The 20,945-nt window shown below is 59.5% G+C and carries 21 protein-coding genes; 14 read left to right on the top strand and 7 right to left on the bottom strand.

Features of this window, described 5'->3' with window-relative positions; all coding sequences use genetic code 11:
• Positions 1-196: 196 nt before the first annotated feature.
• Complete coding sequence (locus HF257_RS02400; protein WP_185712017.1) at positions 197-1,066, top strand: carboxylate/amino acid/amine transporter; 870 nt, start codon at positions 197-199, stop codon at positions 1,064-1,066.
• On the opposite strand, the gene HF257_RS02395 is transcribed toward HF257_RS02400, so the two are convergent.
• Positions 1,063-2,361, bottom strand: a complete 1,299-nt coding sequence (locus HF257_RS02395) for a mechanosensitive ion channel family protein (RefSeq protein WP_185703535.1) — start codon at positions 2,359-2,361, stop codon at positions 1,063-1,065. The genes HF257_RS02400 and HF257_RS02395 overlap by 4 nt on opposite strands.
• A 193-nt stretch (positions 2,362-2,554) precedes the next feature.
• On the opposite strand from HF257_RS02395, the gene HF257_RS02390 reads away from it, so the two are divergent.
• The 6 genes from HF257_RS02390 (at position 2,555) to copD (ending at position 8,387) form a co-directional block, all read left to right on the top strand.
• On the top strand, positions 2,555-3,901 hold the full coding sequence (locus HF257_RS02390; RefSeq protein WP_016979359.1) for a DEAD/DEAH box helicase: 1,347 nt from the start codon (positions 2,555-2,557) through the stop codon (positions 3,899-3,901).
• 149 nt (positions 3,902-4,050) lie between these two features.
• Positions 4,051-4,440 (top strand): transcriptional regulator, encoded by a 390-nt coding sequence (locus HF257_RS02385; RefSeq protein WP_185703537.1) that lies wholly within the window; start codon positions 4,051-4,053, stop codon positions 4,438-4,440.
• 126 nt (positions 4,441-4,566) lie between these two features.
• Positions 4,567-6,273: a copper resistance system multicopper oxidase gene (locus HF257_RS02380; protein ID WP_185703539.1), complete on the top strand. Its 1,707-nt coding sequence runs from the start codon at positions 4,567-4,569 to the stop codon at positions 6,271-6,273.
• Between the two features lie 10 nt (positions 6,274-6,283).
• Positions 6,284-7,099 carry a copper resistance protein B gene (locus tag HF257_RS02375; RefSeq protein WP_185703541.1) on the top strand — a complete coding sequence of 272 codons (816 nt, stop codon included), beginning with the start codon at positions 6,284-6,286 and terminating at the stop codon, positions 7,097-7,099.
• A 50-nt stretch (positions 7,100-7,149) separates the two neighbouring features.
• Positions 7,150-7,536 (top strand): copper homeostasis periplasmic binding protein CopC, encoded by a 387-nt coding sequence (gene copC / locus HF257_RS02370; RefSeq protein WP_185703543.1) that lies wholly within the window; start codon positions 7,150-7,152, stop codon positions 7,534-7,536.
• Positions 7,533-8,387 carry a copper homeostasis membrane protein CopD gene (copD, locus tag HF257_RS02365; protein WP_185703545.1) on the top strand — a complete coding sequence of 285 codons (855 nt, stop codon included), beginning with the start codon at positions 7,533-7,535 and terminating at the stop codon, positions 8,385-8,387. Before copC ends, copD begins: the two co-directional genes overlap by 4 nt.
• Here the strand turns inward: copD and HF257_RS02360 are convergent.
• The 3 genes from HF257_RS02360 to HF257_RS02350 form a co-directional block, all read right to left on the bottom strand.
• Positions 8,384-9,250, bottom strand: coding sequence for a DUF6279 family lipoprotein (locus HF257_RS02360; protein ID WP_185703547.1), 867 nt, complete (start codon positions 9,248-9,250; stop codon positions 8,384-8,386). The genes copD and HF257_RS02360 overlap by 4 nt on opposite strands.
• 65 nt (positions 9,251-9,315) lie before the next feature.
• Positions 9,316-10,038, bottom strand: coding sequence for a TorF family putative porin (locus HF257_RS02355; RefSeq protein ID WP_185703549.1), 723 nt, complete (start codon positions 10,036-10,038; stop codon positions 9,316-9,318).
• A 206-nt stretch (positions 10,039-10,244) separates the two neighbouring features.
• Entirely contained in the window at positions 10,245-10,424 is a 180-nt protein-coding gene (locus HF257_RS02350) for a hypothetical protein (RefSeq protein ID WP_003193095.1), read from the bottom strand.
• Between the two features lie 322 nt (positions 10,425-10,746).
• Here HF257_RS02350 and HF257_RS02345 point away from each other — a divergent pair, with 322 nt between their 5' ends.
• From HF257_RS02345 to HF257_RS02335, 3 genes are all read left to right on the top strand, one after another.
• On the top strand, positions 10,747-11,583 hold the full coding sequence (locus tag HF257_RS02345) for a CvfB family protein (protein WP_015885267.1): 837 nt from the start codon (positions 10,747-10,749) through the stop codon (positions 11,581-11,583).
• A 52-nt stretch (positions 11,584-11,635) separates the two neighbouring features.
• Positions 11,636-12,034 carry a DUF2177 family protein gene (locus HF257_RS02340; protein ID WP_185703551.1) on the top strand — a complete coding sequence of 133 codons (399 nt, stop codon included), beginning with the start codon at positions 11,636-11,638 and terminating at the stop codon, positions 12,032-12,034.
• A gap of 199 nt (positions 12,035-12,233) precedes the next feature.
• Positions 12,234-13,676, top strand: a complete 1,443-nt coding sequence (locus tag HF257_RS02335; protein ID WP_185703553.1) for an NCS1 family nucleobase:cation symporter-1 — start codon at positions 12,234-12,236, stop codon at positions 13,674-13,676.
• On the opposite strand, the gene HF257_RS02330 is transcribed toward HF257_RS02335, so the two are convergent.
• A complete protein-coding gene (locus HF257_RS02330) occupies positions 13,626-14,795 on the bottom strand; it encodes an MFS transporter (RefSeq protein ID WP_185703555.1) in 1,170 nt (389 codons plus the stop codon). The two genes, HF257_RS02335 and HF257_RS02330, sit on opposite strands and share 51 nt — an antisense overlap.
• A 104-nt stretch (positions 14,796-14,899) precedes the next feature.
• Here HF257_RS02330 and ptrR point away from each other — a divergent pair, with 104 nt between their 5' ends.
• From ptrR to HF257_RS33250, 4 genes are all read left to right on the top strand, one after another.
• Complete coding sequence (gene ptrR / locus HF257_RS02325; RefSeq protein WP_185703557.1) at positions 14,900-15,793, top strand: putrescine utilization regulator PtrR; 894 nt, start codon at positions 14,900-14,902, stop codon at positions 15,791-15,793.
• 143 nt (positions 15,794-15,936) lie between these two features.
• The gene (locus HF257_RS33420) at positions 15,937-16,059 is read left to right on the top strand and encodes a PA1414 family protein (RefSeq protein WP_003193089.1); all 123 of its coding nucleotides are present in this window, start codon (positions 15,937-15,939) and stop codon (positions 16,057-16,059) included.
• A 364-nt stretch (positions 16,060-16,423) separates the two neighbouring features.
• Positions 16,424-16,942 (top strand): Rossmann-fold NAD(P)-binding domain-containing protein, encoded by a 519-nt coding sequence (locus HF257_RS33255; protein WP_233081198.1) that lies wholly within the window; start codon positions 16,424-16,426, stop codon positions 16,940-16,942.
• A 38-nt stretch (positions 16,943-16,980) separates the two neighbouring features.
• Positions 16,981-17,949, top strand: coding sequence for a hypothetical protein (locus HF257_RS33250; RefSeq protein ID WP_233081201.1), 969 nt, complete (start codon positions 16,981-16,983; stop codon positions 17,947-17,949).
• A gap of 63 nt (positions 17,950-18,012) precedes the next feature.
• Here HF257_RS33250 and HF257_RS02315 read toward each other — a convergent pair whose 3' ends face one another.
• Together HF257_RS02315 and HF257_RS02310 are read right to left on the bottom strand one after the other, a co-directional pair.
• Entirely contained in the window at positions 18,013-19,395 is a 1,383-nt protein-coding gene (locus HF257_RS02315; RefSeq protein ID WP_185703559.1) for a sodium:solute symporter, read from the bottom strand.
• Positions 19,396-19,430: 35 nt separating this feature from the next.
• A complete protein-coding gene (locus HF257_RS02310) occupies positions 19,431-20,942 on the bottom strand; it encodes a purine-cytosine permease family protein (protein WP_185703561.1) in 1,512 nt (503 codons plus the stop codon).
• Between the last annotated feature and the right edge of the window lie 3 nt (positions 20,943-20,945).

Below are 20,945 nucleotides of genomic sequence, written 5' to 3'. Positions count from 1 at the left end.
AATCGTCAGATAATCCCGCGATGTTTATATCGCTTCACGCAAACCCTTCAAGTACGCGTAACGAACCTCCCTTTGCACTTCTGCTCCTGAGTGCTCCAGCCCGACTGCCGCTATAGCGAGGTCGGGTTTTTTTTGCCCCGAGTTTCTTCAATCAGCGAAAACCTTTAATGTCCCGCCCATTCGAAACGAGGCGCGCATGGGCTATCTACTGGTTGTCACCCTGATTCAGGCATTTTCCTTCAGCTTGATCGGCGAATACCTCGCCGGTCACGTCGACAGTTACTTCGCGGTGCTGGTGCGCGTATTGCTGGCCGGGCTGGTATTTATCCCATTGACCCGCTGGCGCTCGGTGGAACCTGCGTTCATGCGCGGCATGCTGGTGATCGGCGCGTTGCAGTTCGGTGTGACCTACGTGTGCCTGTACCTGAGCTTTCGCGTGCTGACGGTGCCGGAGGTGTTGCTGTTCACCATCCTCACGCCACTGCATGTGACCTTGATCGAAGACGCCCTTAATCGGCGTTTCAACCCTTGGGCATTGGTGGCGGCACTGGTGGCCGTGGCCGGCGCGGCCGTGATTCGTTTCGACCAGATCACCCCGCACTTCCTTGGCGGTTTCCTGCTGCTGCAACTGGCCAACTTCACCTACGCCGCTGGGCAAGTGATGTACAAGCACCTGGTGAAACGCTACCCAAGCGACCTGCCGCATTACCGGCGTTTTGGCTTCTTCTACGTGGGTGCGCTGCTGGTGGTGCTGCCGGCGTTCCTGATGTTCGGCAAGGCCAACTACCTGCCCGATGCGCCGCTGCAATGGGGCGTGTTGGTGTTCCTTGGGATGGTCAGCACGGCCCTTGGCATGTACTGGTGGAACAAGGGCGCCTGCCTGGTGCAGGGCGGTACGTTGGCGGTAATGAACAACCTGCATGTGCCGGTGGGGTTGCTGCTGAACTTGCTGATCTGGAACCAGCATGAGCCGCTGGGCCGCCTGGCGTTGGGTGGGTTGGTGATCTTGGGAGCGGTGTGGATCAGTCGGTTGGGCGTGAAGTCGCCCAACCGATCCGTGGCCTAGCCCGCGATGCTTTCGGGGGCCGGCAAATGGCTGGCTCCCAATACAGCGGGCAAAACGCCTGCGCGCAAATCATTGCCACTCGGCTGCTGATACAGGCTCAAACCGAACTCTGGCAGCACCGCCAGCAGATAATCAAAAATATCCCCCTGGATGCGCTCGTAATCGGCCCACGCCGTAGTGCGGGTAAAGCAGTAGATCTCCAGCGGCACGCCTTGGGCGGTGGTTTGCATCTGGCGCACCATGCAGGTCATGTTCGGCTGGATGTCCGGGTGGCTTTTCAGGTACGCCAGGGCGTAGGCGCGGAAAGTGCCGAGGTTGGTCATGCGGCGTCGGTTGGCGGATAACTGCGCGCTGTGCCCCTGGGCTTCGTTCCAGGCCTTGAGCTCGGCCTGCTTGCGCCCGATGTAGTCGGTGAGCAGGTGCACCTGAGTCATGCGTACTTCTTCATCGTCACGCAGGAAGCGCACGCCGCTGGCGTCGATAAACAGGCTGCGTTTGATGCGCCGCCCGCCGGAGGCCTGCATGCCGCGCCAGTTCTTGAACGATTCGGACATCAGGCGCCAGGTGGGGATGGAGACGATGGTCTTGTCGAAGTTCTGCACCTTGACCGTGTGCAGGGTGATATCCACCACGTCGCCATCCGCGCCAACCTGGGGCATTTCGATCCAGTCGCCAACCCGCAGCATGTCGTTGCTGGTGAGTTGCACACTGGCGACGAACGACAGCAGGGTGTCCTTGTACACCAACAAGATCACCGCCGACATGGCACCCAGACCCGACAGCAGCAACAGCGGCGAACGGTCGATCAGCGTGGCCACGATGATGATCGCGCCAAACACGTAGAGGACCATTTTCGCCAACTGCACGTAGCCCTTGATCGAGCGGGTGCGGGCGTGTTCGGTGCGTGCGTAGATGTCCAGCAGGGCGCTGAGCAGGGCGCTCATGGCCAGCATCAGGAACAGGATAGTGATCGCCAGGGCCACGTTGCCGATGAACAGGATCGCGGTCTTGCTCAGGTCCGGTACCAGGTACAGGCCGAACTGGATCACCAGGGAGGGCGTCATCTGGGCCAGGCGGTGGAAGACTTTGTTGTGCCGCAGGTCGTTTAGCCAGTGCAGGGCCGGTTGCCTGCCAAGCAATTTGATGGCGTGAAGGGTGACGTAGCGCGCCACTCGTCCGAGCAGCAGGGCCACCACCAGCAACACCAGCAAGCCGAGGCTCGCATGCAGCAGCGGGTGTTCGTCGAGGGCGCCCCAGAGGTCTTGGGCGTTGAGCCAGAGCTGTTTGATATCCATGGGTGAAACCGATTCTTCTGTGGGACAAGACGGGGCGATTAGAGCATTTAAGTGCAACAAAGTTGTCCTTACAGAAAAATGCCCTGACAAAAAAGCAGCTGATTAGCACCGTTCGCGTAAAGAAACTCGGTTTGGACGCCCGAAACCGGTAACCTATGCCGCTGATATTTTGTATTTCTTCGAGGTAGCACCCGTGTTTTCCCAATTCGCCCTGCACGAACGCCTGCTCAAAGCCGTGGCCGAGCTTAAATTTGTCGAGCCTACGCCTGTGCAAGCAGCGGCCATCCCGCTCGCGCTCGAAGGGCGTGACCTGCGGGTGACGGCTCAAACCGGTAGCGGCAAAACTGCCGCCTTCGTCCTGCCGGTTCTGAACCGCCTGATCGGCCCGGCCAAGGTTCGCGTCAGCATCAAGACCCTGATCCTGCTGCCGACCCGCGAGCTGGCCCAGCAGACCCTGAAGGAAGTAGAGCGCTTCTCGCAGTTCACCTTCATCAAGTCCGGCATCATCACCGGCGGCGAAGACTTCAAGGTCCAGGCCGCCATGCTGCGCAAGGTGCCGGATATCTTGATCGGCACCCCGGGCCGCATGATCGAGCAACTCAACGCAGGCAACCTCGACCTCAAGGAAGTCGAAGTGCTGGTGCTGGACGAAGCCGACCGTATGCTCGACATGGGCTTTGCCGACGACGTACAGCGCCTGGTGGGCGAATGCGTCAACCGTCAGCAGACCATGCTGTTCTCGGCTACCACTGGCGGTTCGACCCTGCGTGACATGGTTGCCAAGGTCCTGAACAACCCTGAGCACCTGCAGGTCAACAACGTCAGCGACCTGAACGCCACCACGCGTCAGCAGATCGTCACCGCCGACCACAATGTGCACAAAGAGCAGATCCTCAACTGGCTGTTGGCTAACGAGACCTATCAAAAGGCCATCGTGTTCACCAACACCCGCGCCGCTGCGGACCGCATCTACGGTCGTCTCGTGGCCCAGGAATACAAGGCGTTCGTGCTGCACGGCGAAAAAGACCAGAAGGACCGCAAGCTGGCCATCGACCGCCTCAAGGCAGGCGGCGTGAAGATCCTGGTGGCCACCGACGTCGCCGCTCGCGGCCTGGACGTGGACGGCCTGGACCTGGTGATCAACTTCGACATGCCGCGCAGCGGCGACGAATACGTGCACCGTATTGGCCGTACCGGGCGTGCCGGCAACGATGGCCTGGCGATCTCGCTGATCTGCCACGGCGACTGGAACCTGATGTCGAGCATCGAGCGCTACCTCAAGCAGTCGTTCGAGCGCCGTACCATCAAGGAAGTCAAAGGCACCTACACCGGGCCGAAGAAGGTCAAGGCTTCGGGCAAGGCCGTGGGTGTGAAGAAGAAAAAGACCGACGCCAAGGGCGACAAGAAAAAAACCGGCGCCAAGTCGCCAACCAAGCGCAAGATCGCCAACCGTCCGAAGACCGACAACCTGTCGCTCGTCAGCAAGGACGGCATGGCCCCGCTCAAGCGCCGCAAGCCAGAAGCGCCAGCTGCCGAGTAAGGCTAGGCGGATGTGAAAAAACCGGACGATTGTCCGGTTTTTTTATGGGCGTGGAGTTGTAGCTTCGTCAGATGGACTGAACGGCGCGAAAGGCAACCGGTCCACCGCTTGACGGGCCACTTTTCCATCAGCCCGCAGGAGGAATCAGGATGACGACTTACAATTGGGATCTGATCGAACGTCTGCTGCATGAAGTGCAGAACGGTGAGGGCAGCTTCGCTCCGCGCAAGTATGCCGAACAGGAAGCGGCTGAAAAGGCTACGGCGGGAGAGTCCACCGGCAACCTGGATGCGCTGAAAAAGACCGCGGCGGATTATGAAGCGCTGTTGTTCAAGCGCGGGTTTATCGAGTCGCGGCCCGAAGAGCAGGGCGGTAACGGCGAGAACTTTATTCTGACCCCGCTCGGCGCGCAGTTACTGGCGCTGATCGACAGTTCGATCCCGGGCAATGACCACCCGCGCCAGGTGCTGGATGAGCAAGCCGATGCGCTGGACCCGGCGACCTTTGCCGAGGTGGCCTCCAAGGCCCAGATCGCCTGACACCCACGCGCCCCGGCACCCGTTGCGGTGCCGGGCGAAACTGTCAGATCAGTAATCTGCCGCTAAGCTGGCTGACAGCCGCCCCTGACTACCCTGCTGCCATTCAAGTCATGGAATTGAATCGGCATGCACTCCAAAACCACCCGACGAACCTTTGTCAAAGGCTTGGCCGCCAGCGGCTTGCTGGGCGGACTCGGGCTCTGGCGCAGCCCGGCCTGGGCCTTGACCAGTGCCGGGCAACCCACGGTATTGGCAGGTACCGAATTTGACCTGTTTATCGACCAGACCCCAGTCAACCTGACCGGCCGCCCGCGAACCGCACTGACCATCAATGGCAGCCTGCCTGGCCCGCTGTTGCGCTGGCGCGAAGGCGACACCGTGACCCTGCGCGTGAAGAACCGCCTGGCCGAGCAGACGTCGATCCACTGGCACGGCATTCTCCTGCCGTCGAACATGGACGGCGTGCCCGGTTTGAGCTTCAAGGGTATCGAGCCGGGTGGCGAGTTTGTCTACCAATTCACGGTCAAGCAGCACGGCACCTACTGGTACCACAGCCACTCTGGGTTCCAGGAGCAGCAGGGCGTATATGGTCCGCTGGTGATCGACCCCAGGGAGCCTGAGCCATTTACCTATCAACGCGACTACGTGGTGATGCTGTCGGACTGGACCGACGAAGACCCCGTCGCGCTGATGAAAACCCTCAAGAAACAGTCCGACTACTACAACCTGCACAAGCCCACCGTGAGCGATTTTGCGAGGGATATGGGCAACGAGGGGTGGTCGGCCACGGTTGCCGACCGCCTGATGTGGGCACAAATGAAGATGAATCCCACGGATCTGGCCGACGTCAGCGGTGAAACCTACACCTACCTGCTCAACGGCCAGCCGCCGGAGCGCAATTGGACGGGCGTGTTCCAGGCCGGTGAAACCCTTCGCCTGCGGTTTATCAACGGCTCGGCGATGAGCTATTTCGACGTGCGCATTCCGGGCCTGAAGATGACCGTGATTGCCGCCGATGGCCAGCCGGTGCAACCGGTGAGCGTCGATGAGTTCCGCATCGCCGTGGCAGAGACCTTTGATGTGCTGGTCGAGCCGTCGGCTGCGGCCTACACGTTATTTGCTCAGTCGATGGATCGCAGTGGCTACGCCCGCGGCACACTCACCCGGCAAGTCGGGGCGACGGCGTCGGTGCCTGGGCTGGATCCGCGTCCCTGGATCAGCATGGACGATATGGGCATGGGCGGTATGGACCATGGCGCCATGGCGGACATGCCGGATATGGCCGGCATGGACCACAGTGCCATGGCGATGCAGGCGCATCCGGCCAGCGAGCAACACAACCCGCTGGTGGATATGCAGGCCATGAGTCCAGTGCCCAAGCTCGACGACCCTGGCATCGGCCTGCGCAACAACGGGCGGCGTGTCCTGACGTACGCCGACCTGCGCAGTACCTTTGAAGATCCTGACGGCCGTGACCCTGGTCGCACCATCGAGTTGCACCTCACCGGGCATATGGAGAAGTTCGCCTGGTCTTTCAATGGCGTGAAGTTTTCCGATGCCGAGCCCTTGCTACTGACCTACGGCGAGCGGGTCCGTCTGGTGCTGATCAACGACACCATGATGAGTCACCCCATTCACCTGCACGGCCTGTGGAGTGACCTGGAAGACGAAAACGGTCAGTTCCAGGTGCGCAAACACACGATCGACATGCCACCGGGCTCCCGGCGCAGTTACCGGGTGACCGCCGACGCGTTGGGCCGCTGGGCCTATCACTGCCACCTGCTGTACCACATGGAAATGGGCATGTTCCGTGAGGTGCGTGTGCATGAATGAGGACGCGAGCATGAGCCGTCATGTTTTACCCGCGTTGATCGCGCTGGTGTTCGTTCCGCTGGCGCAGGCCGACGAGTTCCAGGGCATGAGCCCGGCCACGCCGGCACTCACCGAGAGCCGTACCCCGATCCCCGTGCTGAAGGATGCCGATCGCGCTGCGGTCTACAACGCGCCCGGCGGCCATATCGTTCACGACAGTGCGATCAACTCGCTGCTGCTGATCAACCAGTTGGAATGGCAAGGCGGCGGCGGTGATGGCGCGCTGAACTGGGATATCAAGGGTTGGGTTGGTGGCGATATCGACCGCCTGTGGCTGCGCAGCGAAGGCGAGCGCAGTGCCGGTCGCACCGAAAACGCCGAAGTCCAGGCTCTGTGGGGCCATGCCATCAGCCCGTGGTGGGACTGGGTGGGCGGTGTGCGCCAGGACTTCAAACCGGGAGATGGCCAGACCTGGGCGGCGTTCGGCGCCCAAGGCATGGCGCTGTACAACCTTGAAGTGGAAGCCACGCTGTTCGTCGGTGAGGCGGGGCGTACCGCTGCTCGGTTGGAAGGCGACTACGACATCCTGCTGACCAATCGGTTGATCCTGCAGCCTACGGCCGAATTCAATTTTTATGGGCGCAACGACCCGCAGCGCGACATTGGCTCGGGCCTCTCGGACAGTGAGCTGGGCCTGCGGTTGCGTTACGAAGTGCGTCGCGAATTCGCTCCCTACGTAGGCGTCACCTGGAATCGCAGCTACGGCCAGACCGCGCAATACGCCCGTGATGAGGGCGAAGACACGAGCCAGGTGCGCTGGGTGGTCGGTGTGCGCCTGTGGTTCTGACGTTTGTACTCTTCCTATAACTCGCCGCCATGAGCGGCGTGGAGCCTTGCATGTCGATGTTTAAAACCGTCCTGGCGGGCGTTGTGCTGTGCGTTGGATCAATCACCAGCCTGGCGGCTTCAGCCCATCCGAAGCTGCTGTCTTCCACCCCGGTGGCCGGTGCCCAGGGAGCGGCCCCGGCGGTGATTGAGCTGCGTTTCTCGGAAAACCTGCTGACGCAGTTTTCCGGCGCCAAGCTGATCATGACCGATATGCCCGGCATGCCGAACTCGCCGATGCCGGTTAAAGCCAGTGTTGCGGCCAGCAGCGATCCCAAGGTGATGCTGATCAAGCCGGCCTCCACGTTAACGACGGGAACCTACCGTGTGGACTGGCGTGCGGTGTCGTCCGACACCCACCCGATCCTGGGCAATGTGGTGTTCAGCGTTCAGCCATGAGTGAACTGGTCCCGGTTTTATTGCGTTTTGCGCTTTATCTGGACTTGATGTTGGTGTTTGGTCTGGGGCTATTTGGCTGGTACGCCGACAGCAGGCTGTTGCATCTGAAATCGCGGCTAAGGATGTTGGCGTGCCTGGGCGTGCTGCTTTCGATGGTGTCGCTGGTGTCCATGACCCAGGCCATGAGCGGCGCCGAAGATTGGCAAACGCTGCGCACGCACCTGCAGGTGATGCTCTGGCAGACCGAGCTGGGCTGGACCTGGTGGCTACGTATTGCGGCGCTGGTGCTGGTTGCGTTCAACACCCGTTTGGCCACCCTGTGCGGCGGCGCCGCTTTGGTGACGTTGGCCTGGACGGGGCATGGCGTGATGCATGAGGGCGCACTTGGGGCGTGGCATATGTTCAGCGACGGTGTGCACCTGCTGGCGGCGGCGGGTTGGGTCGGGGCGTTGGCGGCGTTCGGATTGTTACTGATGTGCGCGTCTTCGCAGGCGGTGCCTGTGCTTGCGCGTGCCTTGGCGGGATTTGAGCGTATGGGCGCGGTATTCGTGGGGGTGCTGATCATCACGGGCGTGGCGAATTATCTGTTTGTGGTAGGGCCGAACCTGGATGGCATCACGCGGGGGACTTACGCGATCCTGTTATGCCTCAAGCTGGGATTGTTTGGCCTGATGCTGGGTTTGGCGGCGCTCAATCGCTGGCACCTGACGCCGTTGTTGCAGCGTTCCCTGGCTGCGGGCGACGTGACGGCGGCGCATAAGACACTGCGCCGAAGCATAGGCTTGGAATGTGCGGCGGTGGTGCTGATCCTGGTGTTGGTGGCTTGGTTGGGAACCTTGGCGCCGAATTAGGCCTGTGCACTCTTCAAGCATTTAAGCGCTTGGAAATCGCTACGCACCTTGTCGATTTTCTGAGTGAGCTTCTGCCGTTGCTGCACAGTGCTTTCGGCCATCACGTCGACAATCAGGCTGCGGGCCGCCGCTTCTGTTTGTGCATAGGCTGCGCGGTACTGCGCAGGCCACAAACTCTCGCGGTCTACCAGCAGTTGCTGGATTTTCTGTGGGAAATCGGCGCTGTGGCGTTGCTGCACGGCGTCGATGAATTGTGCCTGCCAACGGGCGCGGTTGCCGATCCATTCCTGGTTCTGTTCGCCCAACGCGATGGACCAAGCGGTCACGCGGTTCTGCTGGCTGGTGCTGAGCGGACCGATCCAGGCGTCCAGGCGTTTGTTCATGCGCTCGGCGCGTTCCTTGATCTGCTGGGCCAGAGGCGGTTTGAGGTATTCGTCTTGACGCTTGCGCAGGTCCTTGGCCAGAGCGTCGTTCATTTCCTTGACCTGTTGATCGTCCAGGCCTTGAAGCAATTCGATGGCGGACGGTGTTATTTCGCGGGCGATCTCGTCGATGGCTTGTTTAGCCTCGGTGGTACGGGCCTGTAGGGCGGCGTCGGTGACTTGGTTGTCATCGGCCATCTGTTGCAGGCGGTCGAGCCAGTCCAGGTAGCCGGGCAATTGCGTCGTGCAGTGCCAGGCCAGGTGTTCCTTGAGTTTGTCGTTGAACCAGTTCTTCTGCTCGGCGTGCATGCCCAGGTAGTCGTTGAGGGTCCAGGGGATGATCACGTCAAGGTTGCGGTAGGCCAGGCCCACCCGATTGCAGCCGCCGAGCACCAGGCTCAGGGTCAGCAATACCACCAGTAGTTTGAGCCGACGCAGCATGGGCGGGTCCTTCGCAGAGTGGGTTGTCACATGTGAACCCACGCGGTGCGCGACAGTTCAGCCCATCAATAAAACGACCGTGCAGCCTTCAAGGTCAACAGACCATCGCATTGCGAATTGTGTCCGGAATAGGCCGAGCAATCGCCGCCGCTGAGGCTGGAGTCGCTGTAGATCAGGTTGAGATCCACGCCCATCCACTGCCGGGAGAATTGCACCGACCAGTCGCTGAACGTACGAATGGAGCCGCCATCCACCGAAACCGGGGTGCCCAACTGATGAGTGGTGTATTTCATGCTCACACCGATGCCGAAGGGCTGGGTACCACCGAGGTCGGCGAACAGGGTGCTGTCCTGGCGGTCCGGGTCGTTGCTGAAAGAGGCGCCGAAGCGGTTGCCCAGCAGGTTCAGGCCGCCGTAGAACTCCTGGCTGTCGAGGGGACTGAGCTTGGGGTAGCTGTAGTGGATCAGGCCTACTTCGTAGCCCAGGGTCTGGTCGAAAGGGTGTTTAAAGCCCATGTAGGAATCGACTTCAAGGGTGCTGGCGGAGGAGAGGCCCATATTGGGCGAGAATTGCCCGAAATACAGGCCGCTGTCGTGGCTCAGGTCAAGGCCACCGTGGAATGAATCACTGCCGGGAGATGTTGGCTTAACCAACCCCTGGGCCATGCTGCGGCTGGGCGTGGTGCCCAATTTCAGGTCGAAGTCGCCCAATTCGCGCTGGAAGATCTGCGCTTCGGCAAGGGGGCTGGCTGCTAAGGCAGTGACCAGGAAGATGCAGGCTTTGAACATGCTTCACTCCATGAAAAGCGAGGAGCAGTAACGGAGGAAATCGGGCAGATGCCCGTTCTAGACGTGTGCAAGCATACCGGCGAATGCAAGGCGGTGAGGCCCGTTCGTCGATTGGCTGGCTAATGAAAGAGTTGCGAGGGTGTTTCGGGCTCTAGTCCTAGCGCCTTGATGGCAAGACGCTTAGGGACCAGGTGTGCTGCGCGGTGTTACTTTTTACCCAGGCTGATCTGCTTGGACGGGCCGAAAGTCTGGCCGCTTACGCCCTTGGCAATTTGCTGGATTTCGCCGCCGGACTTGAGGAAAGCAGCAATCTGGCTGTTGATCGATTCGCTGGTTTCAACGGCGGGAGCTGGCTTTGCTTTGCTGTTGGATGCTTTTACGCGCATGGCGGCCACTAACCTGTAGAAAATTAACTTGGCCAGGCATCGTACAGGAAATACTTGACAATTGCTTGGCAAATATCCCCCTGAAATAAAGGCAGTGCGTGAAAATAACCAAAGTTCATCTTTGAAATAAGCCGCTAACTTACTGTTTTAACTCGAATCCATGGGCGTACCGGCGCCGAGGGTGGCGTAAAAATTCAGCCGATTGATCGGACGAGCGGGGCGGTGCCACTGGAACGCCACGCAAGCCCGCGATTTTTCAGGCGCGCGCGCGTGGCGGGCGCAACTCGGGTAGAATGCCGCCCACGTAACGAGGGTATTGGAAATGGCTTTAGTCGGGCGCTACAACAGCTTGCAAGTGGTTAAACACACTAACTTTGGTTTGTACCTGGACGGTGCGCAAGACGGTGAAATCCTCTTGCCTAATCGGTATATCCCCAAAGATATTCCCAGTGAAGATGAAGACTGGCTTAACGTTTTCATTTATCTGGACAGCGATGACAAACTTATCGCCACGACTGAAAAGCCGAAAGTTCAAGTAGGCGAGTTTGCCAGTTTGAAAGTCGTGGAAGTCAACAGCATTGGCGTATTCCTCGATTGGGGTTTGCCAAAAGATCTGTTGTTACCGTATTCGGAAGAAAAACGCCAGATGACGGCCGGCGAGTACTGCGTGGTGCACGTCTACCTCGACAAGCACACCAAGCGCATCACCGCGACTGCACGCCTGGACCGCTACCTGGACAAGACCCCGGCCAACTATCAGGTCGGCCAGGAAGTTGACCTGCTGGTCGCCGAAGCCACGGACATGGGCTTCAAGGCGATCATCAACAACAAGCATTGGGGCCTGATCCACAAGAACGAAGTGTTCAAGTTCCTGCGCCCTGGCAAGGAAGAGAAAGGCTTTATCAAAGAGATCCGCGCCGATGGCAACATCAGCCTGAGCCTGCAACCGGTCGGCCAGGAAGCGGCCTCCAGCCTGAACTCGAAGATCCTCGCCAAGTTGCGTGAAAACAACGGCACCTTGCCGGTCAGCGACAAGAGCGACCCGGCGGTGATCAGCAACTTGTTCGGCGTAAGCAAGGGCAACTTCAAGAAGGCCATCGGTGCCCTCTACAAGCAGGGCCAGATTGTGATTCATGCGGATCGCATTGAACTAAGCTGAGAGCGGTTTGCTCTTCTGTAGGAGCCAATCGGCTCCTGCAGAGGCTGTCTCAATGTCCAGAAAAGCTATCTTCGCCTACCTCGGCACCCTGTTCGCCTTCCTTGTGCTCGACGGCCTCTGGCTCGGCGTCGTGATGGGGCCCACCTACAAATCCCTGCTGGGCTCGCTGATGCTTGATCAGCCACGCCTGTTGCCCGCAGCACTCTTCTACCTTCTCTATGTCCTCGGTTGCGTGGTGTTTGTTGTCCTGCCCAGTGCAAGTTGGCGGCGCGCTGCCCGCTTGGGCGCCTTGCTGGGGTTGGTTGCCTATGGCACCTATGACTTGAGCAATTGGGCGACCCTGCAAGGCTGGTCTGCCGGGTTGGCGATTATGGACATGGCCTGGGGTACCGTCCTGACGGCAATGTGCTGCACGGTTGGGTATTTGTGTACACATCGGGTGCGGGAGTGATTGTGTACAGGATTTTTGTGCACCGTTGCTGAGCGAAGCCCCCACTTCTAAACCTTATTCACATCCTTTGGAGCGCCGTATTAGAAGGATTGTGTGCCATTGGCACGCATTCTGCTGACTGCTTCGTATACAAACCGCGCCGCCTCCCGTATGCACACCCGCAACGGCAGCGCAGGCGGGTATTACGAGGAGCCCAGCGATGACCGAACAATTGCCCAAAGGCTACAGCCCGCGCCTGTATAACCAGGACTTGGGCCCACTGCCGCAAAAGTGGACCTGGTACAACATCTTTGCCTTTTGGATGAGCGACGTGCACAGCGTCGGCGGCTATGTGTTCGCCGCCAGTTTGTTCGCGCTTGGCCTGGCCAGTTGGCAAGTGCTGATCGCCTTGCTCGCGGGTATCTGCATCGTGCAGTTGATCGCCAATCTGGTGGCCAAACCGAGTCAGCAAGCTGCTGTACCGTATCCGGTGATCTGTCGGTTGGCCTTCGGCGTGTTCGGCGCGAATATTCCCGCAGTGATCCGCGGCCTGATCGCTGTAGCGTGGTATGGGATTCAGACGTACTTGGCGTCGAGTGCCTTGATCATCGTAGTGCTGCGGTTTTTCCCACAGATGGCGGTGTACGCCGAGCCGCATTTTGCGGGCCTGTCCTACCTCGGCTGGTTTGGTTTCCTCAGCCTATGGGTGTTGCAGGCGGCGGTGTTCTGGGCCGGCATGGAGTCCATCCGTCGTTTTATCGATTGGGCCGGGCCGGTGGTGTATGCGGTAATGTTTGCCTTGGCCGGTTGGATTGTGTGGAAGGCGGGCTGGGCGAACATCAGCTTCACCCTGGCGGAAAAATCCCTGTCGGGCTGGCAGGCTTTTGGCCAGGTGATCGTCGCAACCGCATTGGTGGTGTCGTACTTTTCCGGGCCGACCCTTAACTTTGGCGACTTCAGCCGTTACTGCCGTAGCATGCACGACGTACGACGCGGCAACTTCTGGGGGCTGCCGGTGAATTTCCTGGCGTTCTCGCTGGTGACGGTAGTGATCGTCTCGGGCACCTTGCCGGTGTTTGGCGAAATGCTCCACGACCCGATTGCCACTGTCTCGCGCATCGATAACAGCATGGCCGTATTGCTCGGTGCCTTTGCCTTTGTGACCGCTACCATCGGCATCAACATCGTCGCCAACTTCGTATCCCCGGCGTTCGATTTCGCCAACGTTGCGCCAAGCAAGATCAGCTGGCGTGCGGGTGGGATGATCGCCGCGGTGGCCTCGATCTTTATCACTCCCTGGAACCTGTTCAACAACCCGCTGATGATCCACTACACCCTGGACATCCTCGCCGCCTTTATCGGGCCGTTGTTCGGCATCCTGTTGGTGGACTTCTACCTGATCAAAAAGCAGAAGATCGACGTGGATGCGCTGTTCGATGACAGCCCGAGCGGGCGCTATTACTTCGACGGTGGTGTGAACTGGACGGCGGTCAAGGCGCTGGTGCCGGCGACACTGGTGGGTGTCGCCATCACCTTCACTCCGGCGTTGCAGGGCATGGCCAACTTCGCATGGTTCACCGGATGCTTTCTGGGTGGGTTGTTTTTCCTGGTGTTAGCGCGACGGGAACAGGTGCGCGCGCCCGTTCCGTTGGTGGCTGGCTGAATGCCGTAATAACAACGCCCCCGCCACAAGCAAGCCGCAACCGGCGACGACCAACGCCGGTTGCAGGCCACCACTCAGGTGGCTGCTGACCGATGCCAGCAAAGGCCCGCACAATTGACCGATGGCAAAGCTGGCCGTGAGCAGGCCCGTGCTGCGTTGGTAGCCGTGGGGTGCGATGTCCCGCAGGCGGGCCATCACCAACTGCATGCACGCCAGGAACGGTGCGCCACACAGCAACACACCCAATGCCAGGCCCCAGCCATTGCCCAGCAGGCAGGCGAATACGCCGAGAGCTTGCAGCCACAACGTGGTCATCAACCAACGGCGGGTGGTGTGTAGGTCCTTGCGGCGCAAGCTAGCGACCATCACGCCCATTGCCGCTGCCAAGCCAAAGCATGGCCAGAACAGATCGGCCTGCCAGGCCCCCTTGAATTGCGCGCTGGCCATCTGCGACAAAAACGTCGCCGGGATGATGTAGCCCAAGCCGTAGAGGAAGTAGATCCAGCTCAGGTGCGCGATGCTCTCATTGCTGCCGGCGCTGGTGTCGGGGGCGGCTGTGAAGGTGGGTTGCGGCAGGAACGGCAGGATCGCCAGCAGCATCACCAGCGCCACCGCGCCATACACCAACCACAACGTTGCAGAATCTTGTCCCAGCAGGTTCGAACCCAGCGCCAGCAAACCCGTCAATAAAATCCCCAGGCCAGGCCCGGCAAATACCAGCGCCCCAAGGCGCGGACGACCCGCAGCAATCGCCAGCGGTTGGCTCAGGCTGGTGATCATCACCAGCGCCCATGCACTGGCGACACCCGTACCAAAGCGCAACAGCAAATGCGGCCAGAACCCATGCGCCCAGTACGACGCCAGGGTCAGCAGTACGCATAACCACAGCCCTCCATATAGACGTCCGCGAATGTGGTGATGGCTGCGTGCAAAGATCGAATCCACCGCACCTACGAAGTAGCCCAGGTAATTGGCCGCTGCGATCAGGCCGGCGCCCGTCAGGTCGATCTGGCCTTCGCTAAGCAAGTGCGGCATTTGCGGGGTGAGGGCGAAACGGCCAATGCCCATCGCCATCATCAAGGCGACAAAGCTGGCGAGTAAGCGGATCAGGGGTGACATGTTCGGGTTTCCTGCAGGTCAGCGATTGATCTTCAGGCTAAAGCTGATTGACTTTCTGTAAAATTGAATAATAGTGAGTAACTTGTTCAGTTTTGGAGAAAGGTATGGAGTTCAGTCAATTGCGCATTTTCCAGGCCGTGGCGGAAGAGGGCTCCATTACGCGCGCGGCCGAGCGCCTGCATCGCGTGCCGTCGAACCTGTCGACGCGACTCAAGCAGATGGAGGAACAACTCGGCGTCGAGCTGTTCGTGCGTGAACGCCAGCGCTTGCAGCTTTCTCCTGCGGGCAAAGTGTTGCTGGACTACAGCACCCGCCTGCTGGCCTTGCATGACGAAGCCCACGGCGCGGTGCAGGGCGGGCAACCGGCTGGCGATTTTGTACTGGGCAGTATGTACAGCACGGCGGCGGTTCATTTGCCCAAGCTGCTGGCGCGCTATCACAAGGCGTTTCCGATGGTGAACCTTCAAGTGCAATCGGCGCCCAGCGGTGAGTTGCTTGAAGGCTTGATCACCGGTCGCCTGGACGCTGCCTTTGTGGACGGCCCCATCACGATCGCCACACTCGACGGTGTGCCGTTGTGTGAAGAGCGCCTGGTATTGATCTGTGAGGCCGATCACCCGCCCGTGCGGGGGCCGCAAGATGTCGCGGGGCGCTCGGTGTTCACGTTCCGACGCAGCTGCGCCTATCGCACACGGCTAGAGACGTGGTTTTCCCACGAGCACGTGGCGATGGGGCGGGCGATTGAGATCGAGTCTTATCAGGGCATGTTGGCCTGTGTGATTGCCGGTTCCGGGGTGGCGCTCATGTCTGAATCCATGCTCGAAAGCTTGCCGGGCAAGGACAGTGTGTCCGTTCATCCGCTGACAGGGCCATTTGCCACCGCGACCACCTGGCTGATGTGGCGAAAGGGTATGCTCGGCGCTAACCTCAATGCGTGGATTGACCTGCAGCAAGTGGGTAGGGCTGAGGTGTTGCAAGACACGCGCGCCATTGCTTGAACGATCCGTCAGGATTCAGATCAATTCAGTAATAGTTCGTTGTGGTTTCGTTCAAGCATTACGTAGGACTTAGGGCTACTATCACTGTAGGAAAGGGCGACAGAATTTGCGCCCGCCAGCATTACCCTCAAAGGGGGCAAACCATGAAAGAGAAAATTCAAAACTGGCTCCACGACCTCGGTGTTGCACTGGGCTTGATCGAGCCGCCACTGCAGCCGGTTCCGATCCGCACTGACGACGAGCAGCGCCGGCCACGTCGCAGGTAAATACCGGTCGAAGCAGGATTAAACATGTGGGAGCGGGCTTGCTCGCGAAGGCGGTGTGACAGTCGATGAAAGGTTGACTGTCACGCCGCCTTCGCGAGCAAGCCCGCTCCCACATTGGGTTCTACGTCAGGCAAAAAAACAGCCGCCACAGCCCACAACGCCAACGTCCCCTTCACTCGCCCAATCACCAGGCTTTTGCATTCCAGTGTCGGAATTGGGCTACCTGCCTATCAGAATCGGCTGGCTTATTAGATTTTAAAGACACGCGTAGGTTGAATTCCGCCGGGTAATGATTTGTATCGTTTACCCCCAATTTATTGAGTGCCTCTTATCGGGGTATCAGTAAGTTTGCGGAGATATCGCTATGACGCTCTCTTCCGTTCCGCCCGTCGCTGCGTCACTCATCGCTACAACCGACAATATTTTACAGATCGCACCTGTGTCGAAACGCTGGAAGGCTGACGCACCCTGCAACGTAGTGTTTCTACGCCCGACAATAACCAAGCACGCTTTGCTGATACAGATCGGCCTTCTGCGCCCATCCACGATCATTGTCGCCGACCAAACCATCGATGCCGACATCATTGATCAATGGCGTGCATCTCAGCCCTTTGGAGATCTTTGCCTGGTCCGCAGGGGTACAAGCTTGGATAAGGTGCGGGTGGATCTTTGCAAGTCCCACGGCATTCAAGTGGTCAATACACCTGGGATCAACGCGCCGCATGTTGCTGCTTATATCGCGCATTGGCTGACACTGGGCGATCTCACTGCCCCGCATGAGGTCTGTGTATTGGGGTTCGGCAATGTAGGCAAGAGCTGGTCAAGTTACTGCTGGATCAAGATCCGGACGTTCGGATCAAGGTGTTGGTTCGGCAGGGGCTAGCGCCCGATAGAACCGAGAAAGTCTTTTGCAATAGTCGAGTGTCGTTTGTCGTTGATTGGGTAGAGGCGCTGGAGGGGGCTTCTGCTGTCGCCATCTGCTTGTCTCTGAATGATGAGTCTGCACATCGTATTGATCGAGGCCTCATTCAGTGCATGCACAGTCACGCTCGCTTGGTCTGCGTCGCCAAACCGGATGTTTTTAGTGATGATGCTTTGCAGACGTTGGCGGTGGCTGAAGGCGTCCAGCTTGTAGTGGACTACGGACCTGCAACATTGGATGCGTTCCGGATGCGCACACAAACGCTCGGTTGTAGTGTTGACACGTGGCGCAACCCTGCAACCCTGACGACGCACGCAGCCACTACCGAAGCCTGCAATGTTGACCTTGACTATGCGGTCTCAGTCCAACTGAGCTTGACGGCCCTGAGCGGCATTGTCCGGCGCCAACTTGCGCAATCCTTGGCGATTCCCTCGCAACCCTTAGAAGCCGGTGCGCCGCAGGTGTCGATCATCGGCAGGGGTATCAACGGTCTGCTTCAAGCGGTGATGCTCCGGTTGGCGAATTATCAGGTGACGATCTACGAAGGCAATCAGGATCGCGATGGCGCCAGTCATCGGTTTCCTGCAATACCGTATTTGGCGGTTGAGTGTCATCGCGCAGGTATCGAATTGTTTGAAAAGCTCCTTGCGGACAATCCATCGCTGGCTCCCTTGTTTAAGGAGGCAGCCTACGATATCGAGTTCGTCCATTTAAAGGGTGAGATAGAGGCCCTTTTGCGGCGCTCTGGGGTTCAGTTGCAGCCTAAGCATCTGAGTTCGGGCGAAATTGCCGAATTGAGCAGAGAGCATGTCGTCGTCAGTACGATGGGGGAGGGGGAGGAGGTTTCGATAGTTTATTGCGCTGCCTATTATCGAATTGCGGCCGGGGGCATATCACAGAGTTTGGTAGGGGCGTCTCTAGTCCAGGAAATTATCCAGGCAAACCGAAGGTTGTCAGTTGAATCATAAAAAAACGGGCGCGACATCCGACGTCGCGCCCGCTGAAGAAACCGCTCTACATCCTGTTATGCATCAAACCGCCCGAGCCACCGCTGCCTCCGGCTTGGGCGACAGCAAACTCACTACAACAAAACTCACCAACCCAATCGCCAGGCTGTAGTAGATCGGCGTGTTCGAATCCAACCCATCCTTGATCATGAACACCAGCGCCGTCACAAAGCCCAGCGTCATCGAGGTGATCGCTCCGGAGGTGGTCGCGCGTTTCCAGAAGATCGCGCCGATGAGTGGGATCAGCATGCCGCCCACCAACAGGTTGTAAGCCAGGGTCAACGCACTGATCACATCATTCACCACCAGCGCGATACCCAGCACGGCAATGCCCGTCAGCATTGTGAACAAGCGGTTGATCGCCAGGCTCGACTGTTTACCGCCACGCAAACGCGGCAGCAGGTCTTCGGTCAGTACGGTGGAGGCTGCGAGCAAACCGGCGCTGGCGGTGGACATCATCGCGGCCAGTGCCGCTGCAATCACCAGGCCGCGGATGCCGTCCGGCAGCGAGACTTTAACGATAGCGGCAAACGCGTTGTTGACGTTGTCCAGGTCCGGGATCAGCACGTGCGCGGCCATGCCGATCAACGCACAGGCCAGGCCGTAGAGGATGCAGTAGAACCCGGCGAAAGTGCCGGCGTACTTGGCGACCTTTTCGTCACGGGCGGTGAACACCCGTTGCCAGATGTCCTGGCCGATCAGGATGCCGAAAAAGTAGATCATGAAGTAGGTGATGATCGTGTCCCAGCCGATCGCGGTGAAGCTGAAATTCGACGCTGGCAGCTTGGCCACCAACTCATCCCAGCCGCCAACGCGGTACAGGCAGATCGGCAGCAGGATAAACATCAGGCCGACGGTCTTGATCACGAACTGCACGATGTCGGTGAGGGTCAGCGACCACATGCCGCCGATGGTCGAGTACACCACCACCACGCCACCGCCCAGCAGCACCGAAATCCAGAACGGCAGGCCGAACAGCACTTGCAGCACGGTACCGATGGCCAGGATCGAGGTCACGCCGATCATCAGCGCGTAGGCCAGCATGATCACCGCACTCGCTTGGCGGGCCATGGGGTTGTAGCGCTTTTCCAGCACTTGGGTGACGGTGAAAATCTTCAGCTTCAACAGCGGCTTGGCCAGGAACAGGTTCAGCGCAATGATGCCCATGCCCAGTGCGGCACACAGCCAGAAGCCGGAGATGCCATGCACGTAGCCCAGGCGTACGGTGCCGACGGTAGAAGCACCGCCCAATACCGTGGCAGCCATGGTGCCCATGTACAGCGACGGGCCCAGGTTGCGACCGGCTACCAGGTAGTCCTCGTGGGTCTTGGCGCGGCGCATGCCGTAATAGCCGAGCACGAGCATGCCGGCGGCGTAGATGAGTACGACGAATAAATCCAAAGCCATGACGGCGATTCTCCGGTTATCTTTTTTATGGGCGATCAGGCGGCTGGTTGCAGCGCCGGTTTAACGCGCGCATCCGTGCGCTTGCTGCGAGGGTCGGCAGGACCATAGACAGCGGCTGGTTCCGGGAACACGCGAAGCAACGTCAGGTACACCACCGACGCCAACCCCAGCGTCACTGGCAAGCTGATATCGATGCCATCGGCCAGATTGCCCAGCGGCCCGACGAACTGGCCCGGCAAGTTGACGAAGCACAAACCCACCAATGCACTTGGGATCCAGGCCCCCAGCCCGCGCCAGTTCCAGCCATGGCTGAACCAGTAGCGGCCGCCGGTTTCACCACGGGTGAATACCTGCAGGTCATCCGGGCAGTAGAAGCCGCGACGCACGATCAGGCCAATGATCATCATCACCATCCACGGCGTGGTACAGGTGATGATCAGCACGGCGAAAGTCGACACGCTCTGCACCAGGTTGGCAGCGAAACGTCCGATAAAGATGAAGGCAATCGACATCACCCCAATCAGCAGCGTGGCCTTGACCCGCGACAGCAAGCGCGGGAACACGCTGGACATGTCCAGCCCCGTGCCATACAGCGAAGTCGTTCCGGTGGACATGCCGCCGATCACAGCGATCAGGCACACCGGCAGGAAAAACCAGCTCGGCGCCACTGCCAGCAAACCGCCGACATAATTGTTGGCCGCGATGTAGTCCGGTGCCTTGATCGCCACGATGGTCGCGGTGGCCAGGCCGAACAGAAACGGGATCAGGGTGGCGATTTGTGCAGCGACTACCGCCAGCATGATGCGCATTTTCGGCGTCTCACGCGGGATGTAGCGTGACCAGTCACCCAGGAACGCGCCGAAGGAAATCGGGTTGCTCATGGCCACCAACGCAGCACCAATGAACGCGGCCCAGAAACCGGTCTGGCCCATGGCGACCGTGCCGGCAAAGTGACTGTCAAAAGCCGGTGCGAAGGCGAAGATGCCCAGCAAAAACAGCAAGCTCGCAGCCCACACCGCAATACGGTTGACCCACAGCATGAAGCGAAAGCCGTAGATGCACACGGTCAGCACCAGAATCGCGAACACGCCGTAGGCCATGCCCAGGGTCAGGTTAGTTTCCGGCAGGCCGATCAGCCGTTTCGCACCGCCCACCAGCGCGTCGCCTGAACTCCACACTGACAGTGAGAAGAAGGCAATCGCCGTCAGCAGCGACAGGAATGAGCCGACAATCCGCCCGTGCACGCCGAAGTGTGCACCGGAAGATACGGCGTTGTTGGTGCCATTGATCGGCCCGAACAGGCCCATGGGCGCCAGGATCAGCGCGCCCACCAATACGCCCAGCACAATCGCCCAGACGCCGGCCTGGAACGACAAGCCGAACAGCACGGGGAAGGAGCCCAGTACGGCAGTGGCAAAGGTATTGGCACCGCCGAAGATCAGTCGGAACAGATCCTTAGGGCCGGCGGTACGTTCGTGATCCGGGATCTGTTCGACCCCGTTGGTTTCTATTTTTCGAATACTTTTATCGTTGTTTTTATTATTCATGAT

The sequence above is a fragment of the Pseudomonas cremoris genome (genome assembly GCF_014230465.1).
This window is presented reverse-complemented; position numbering and strand designations above follow the sequence as displayed.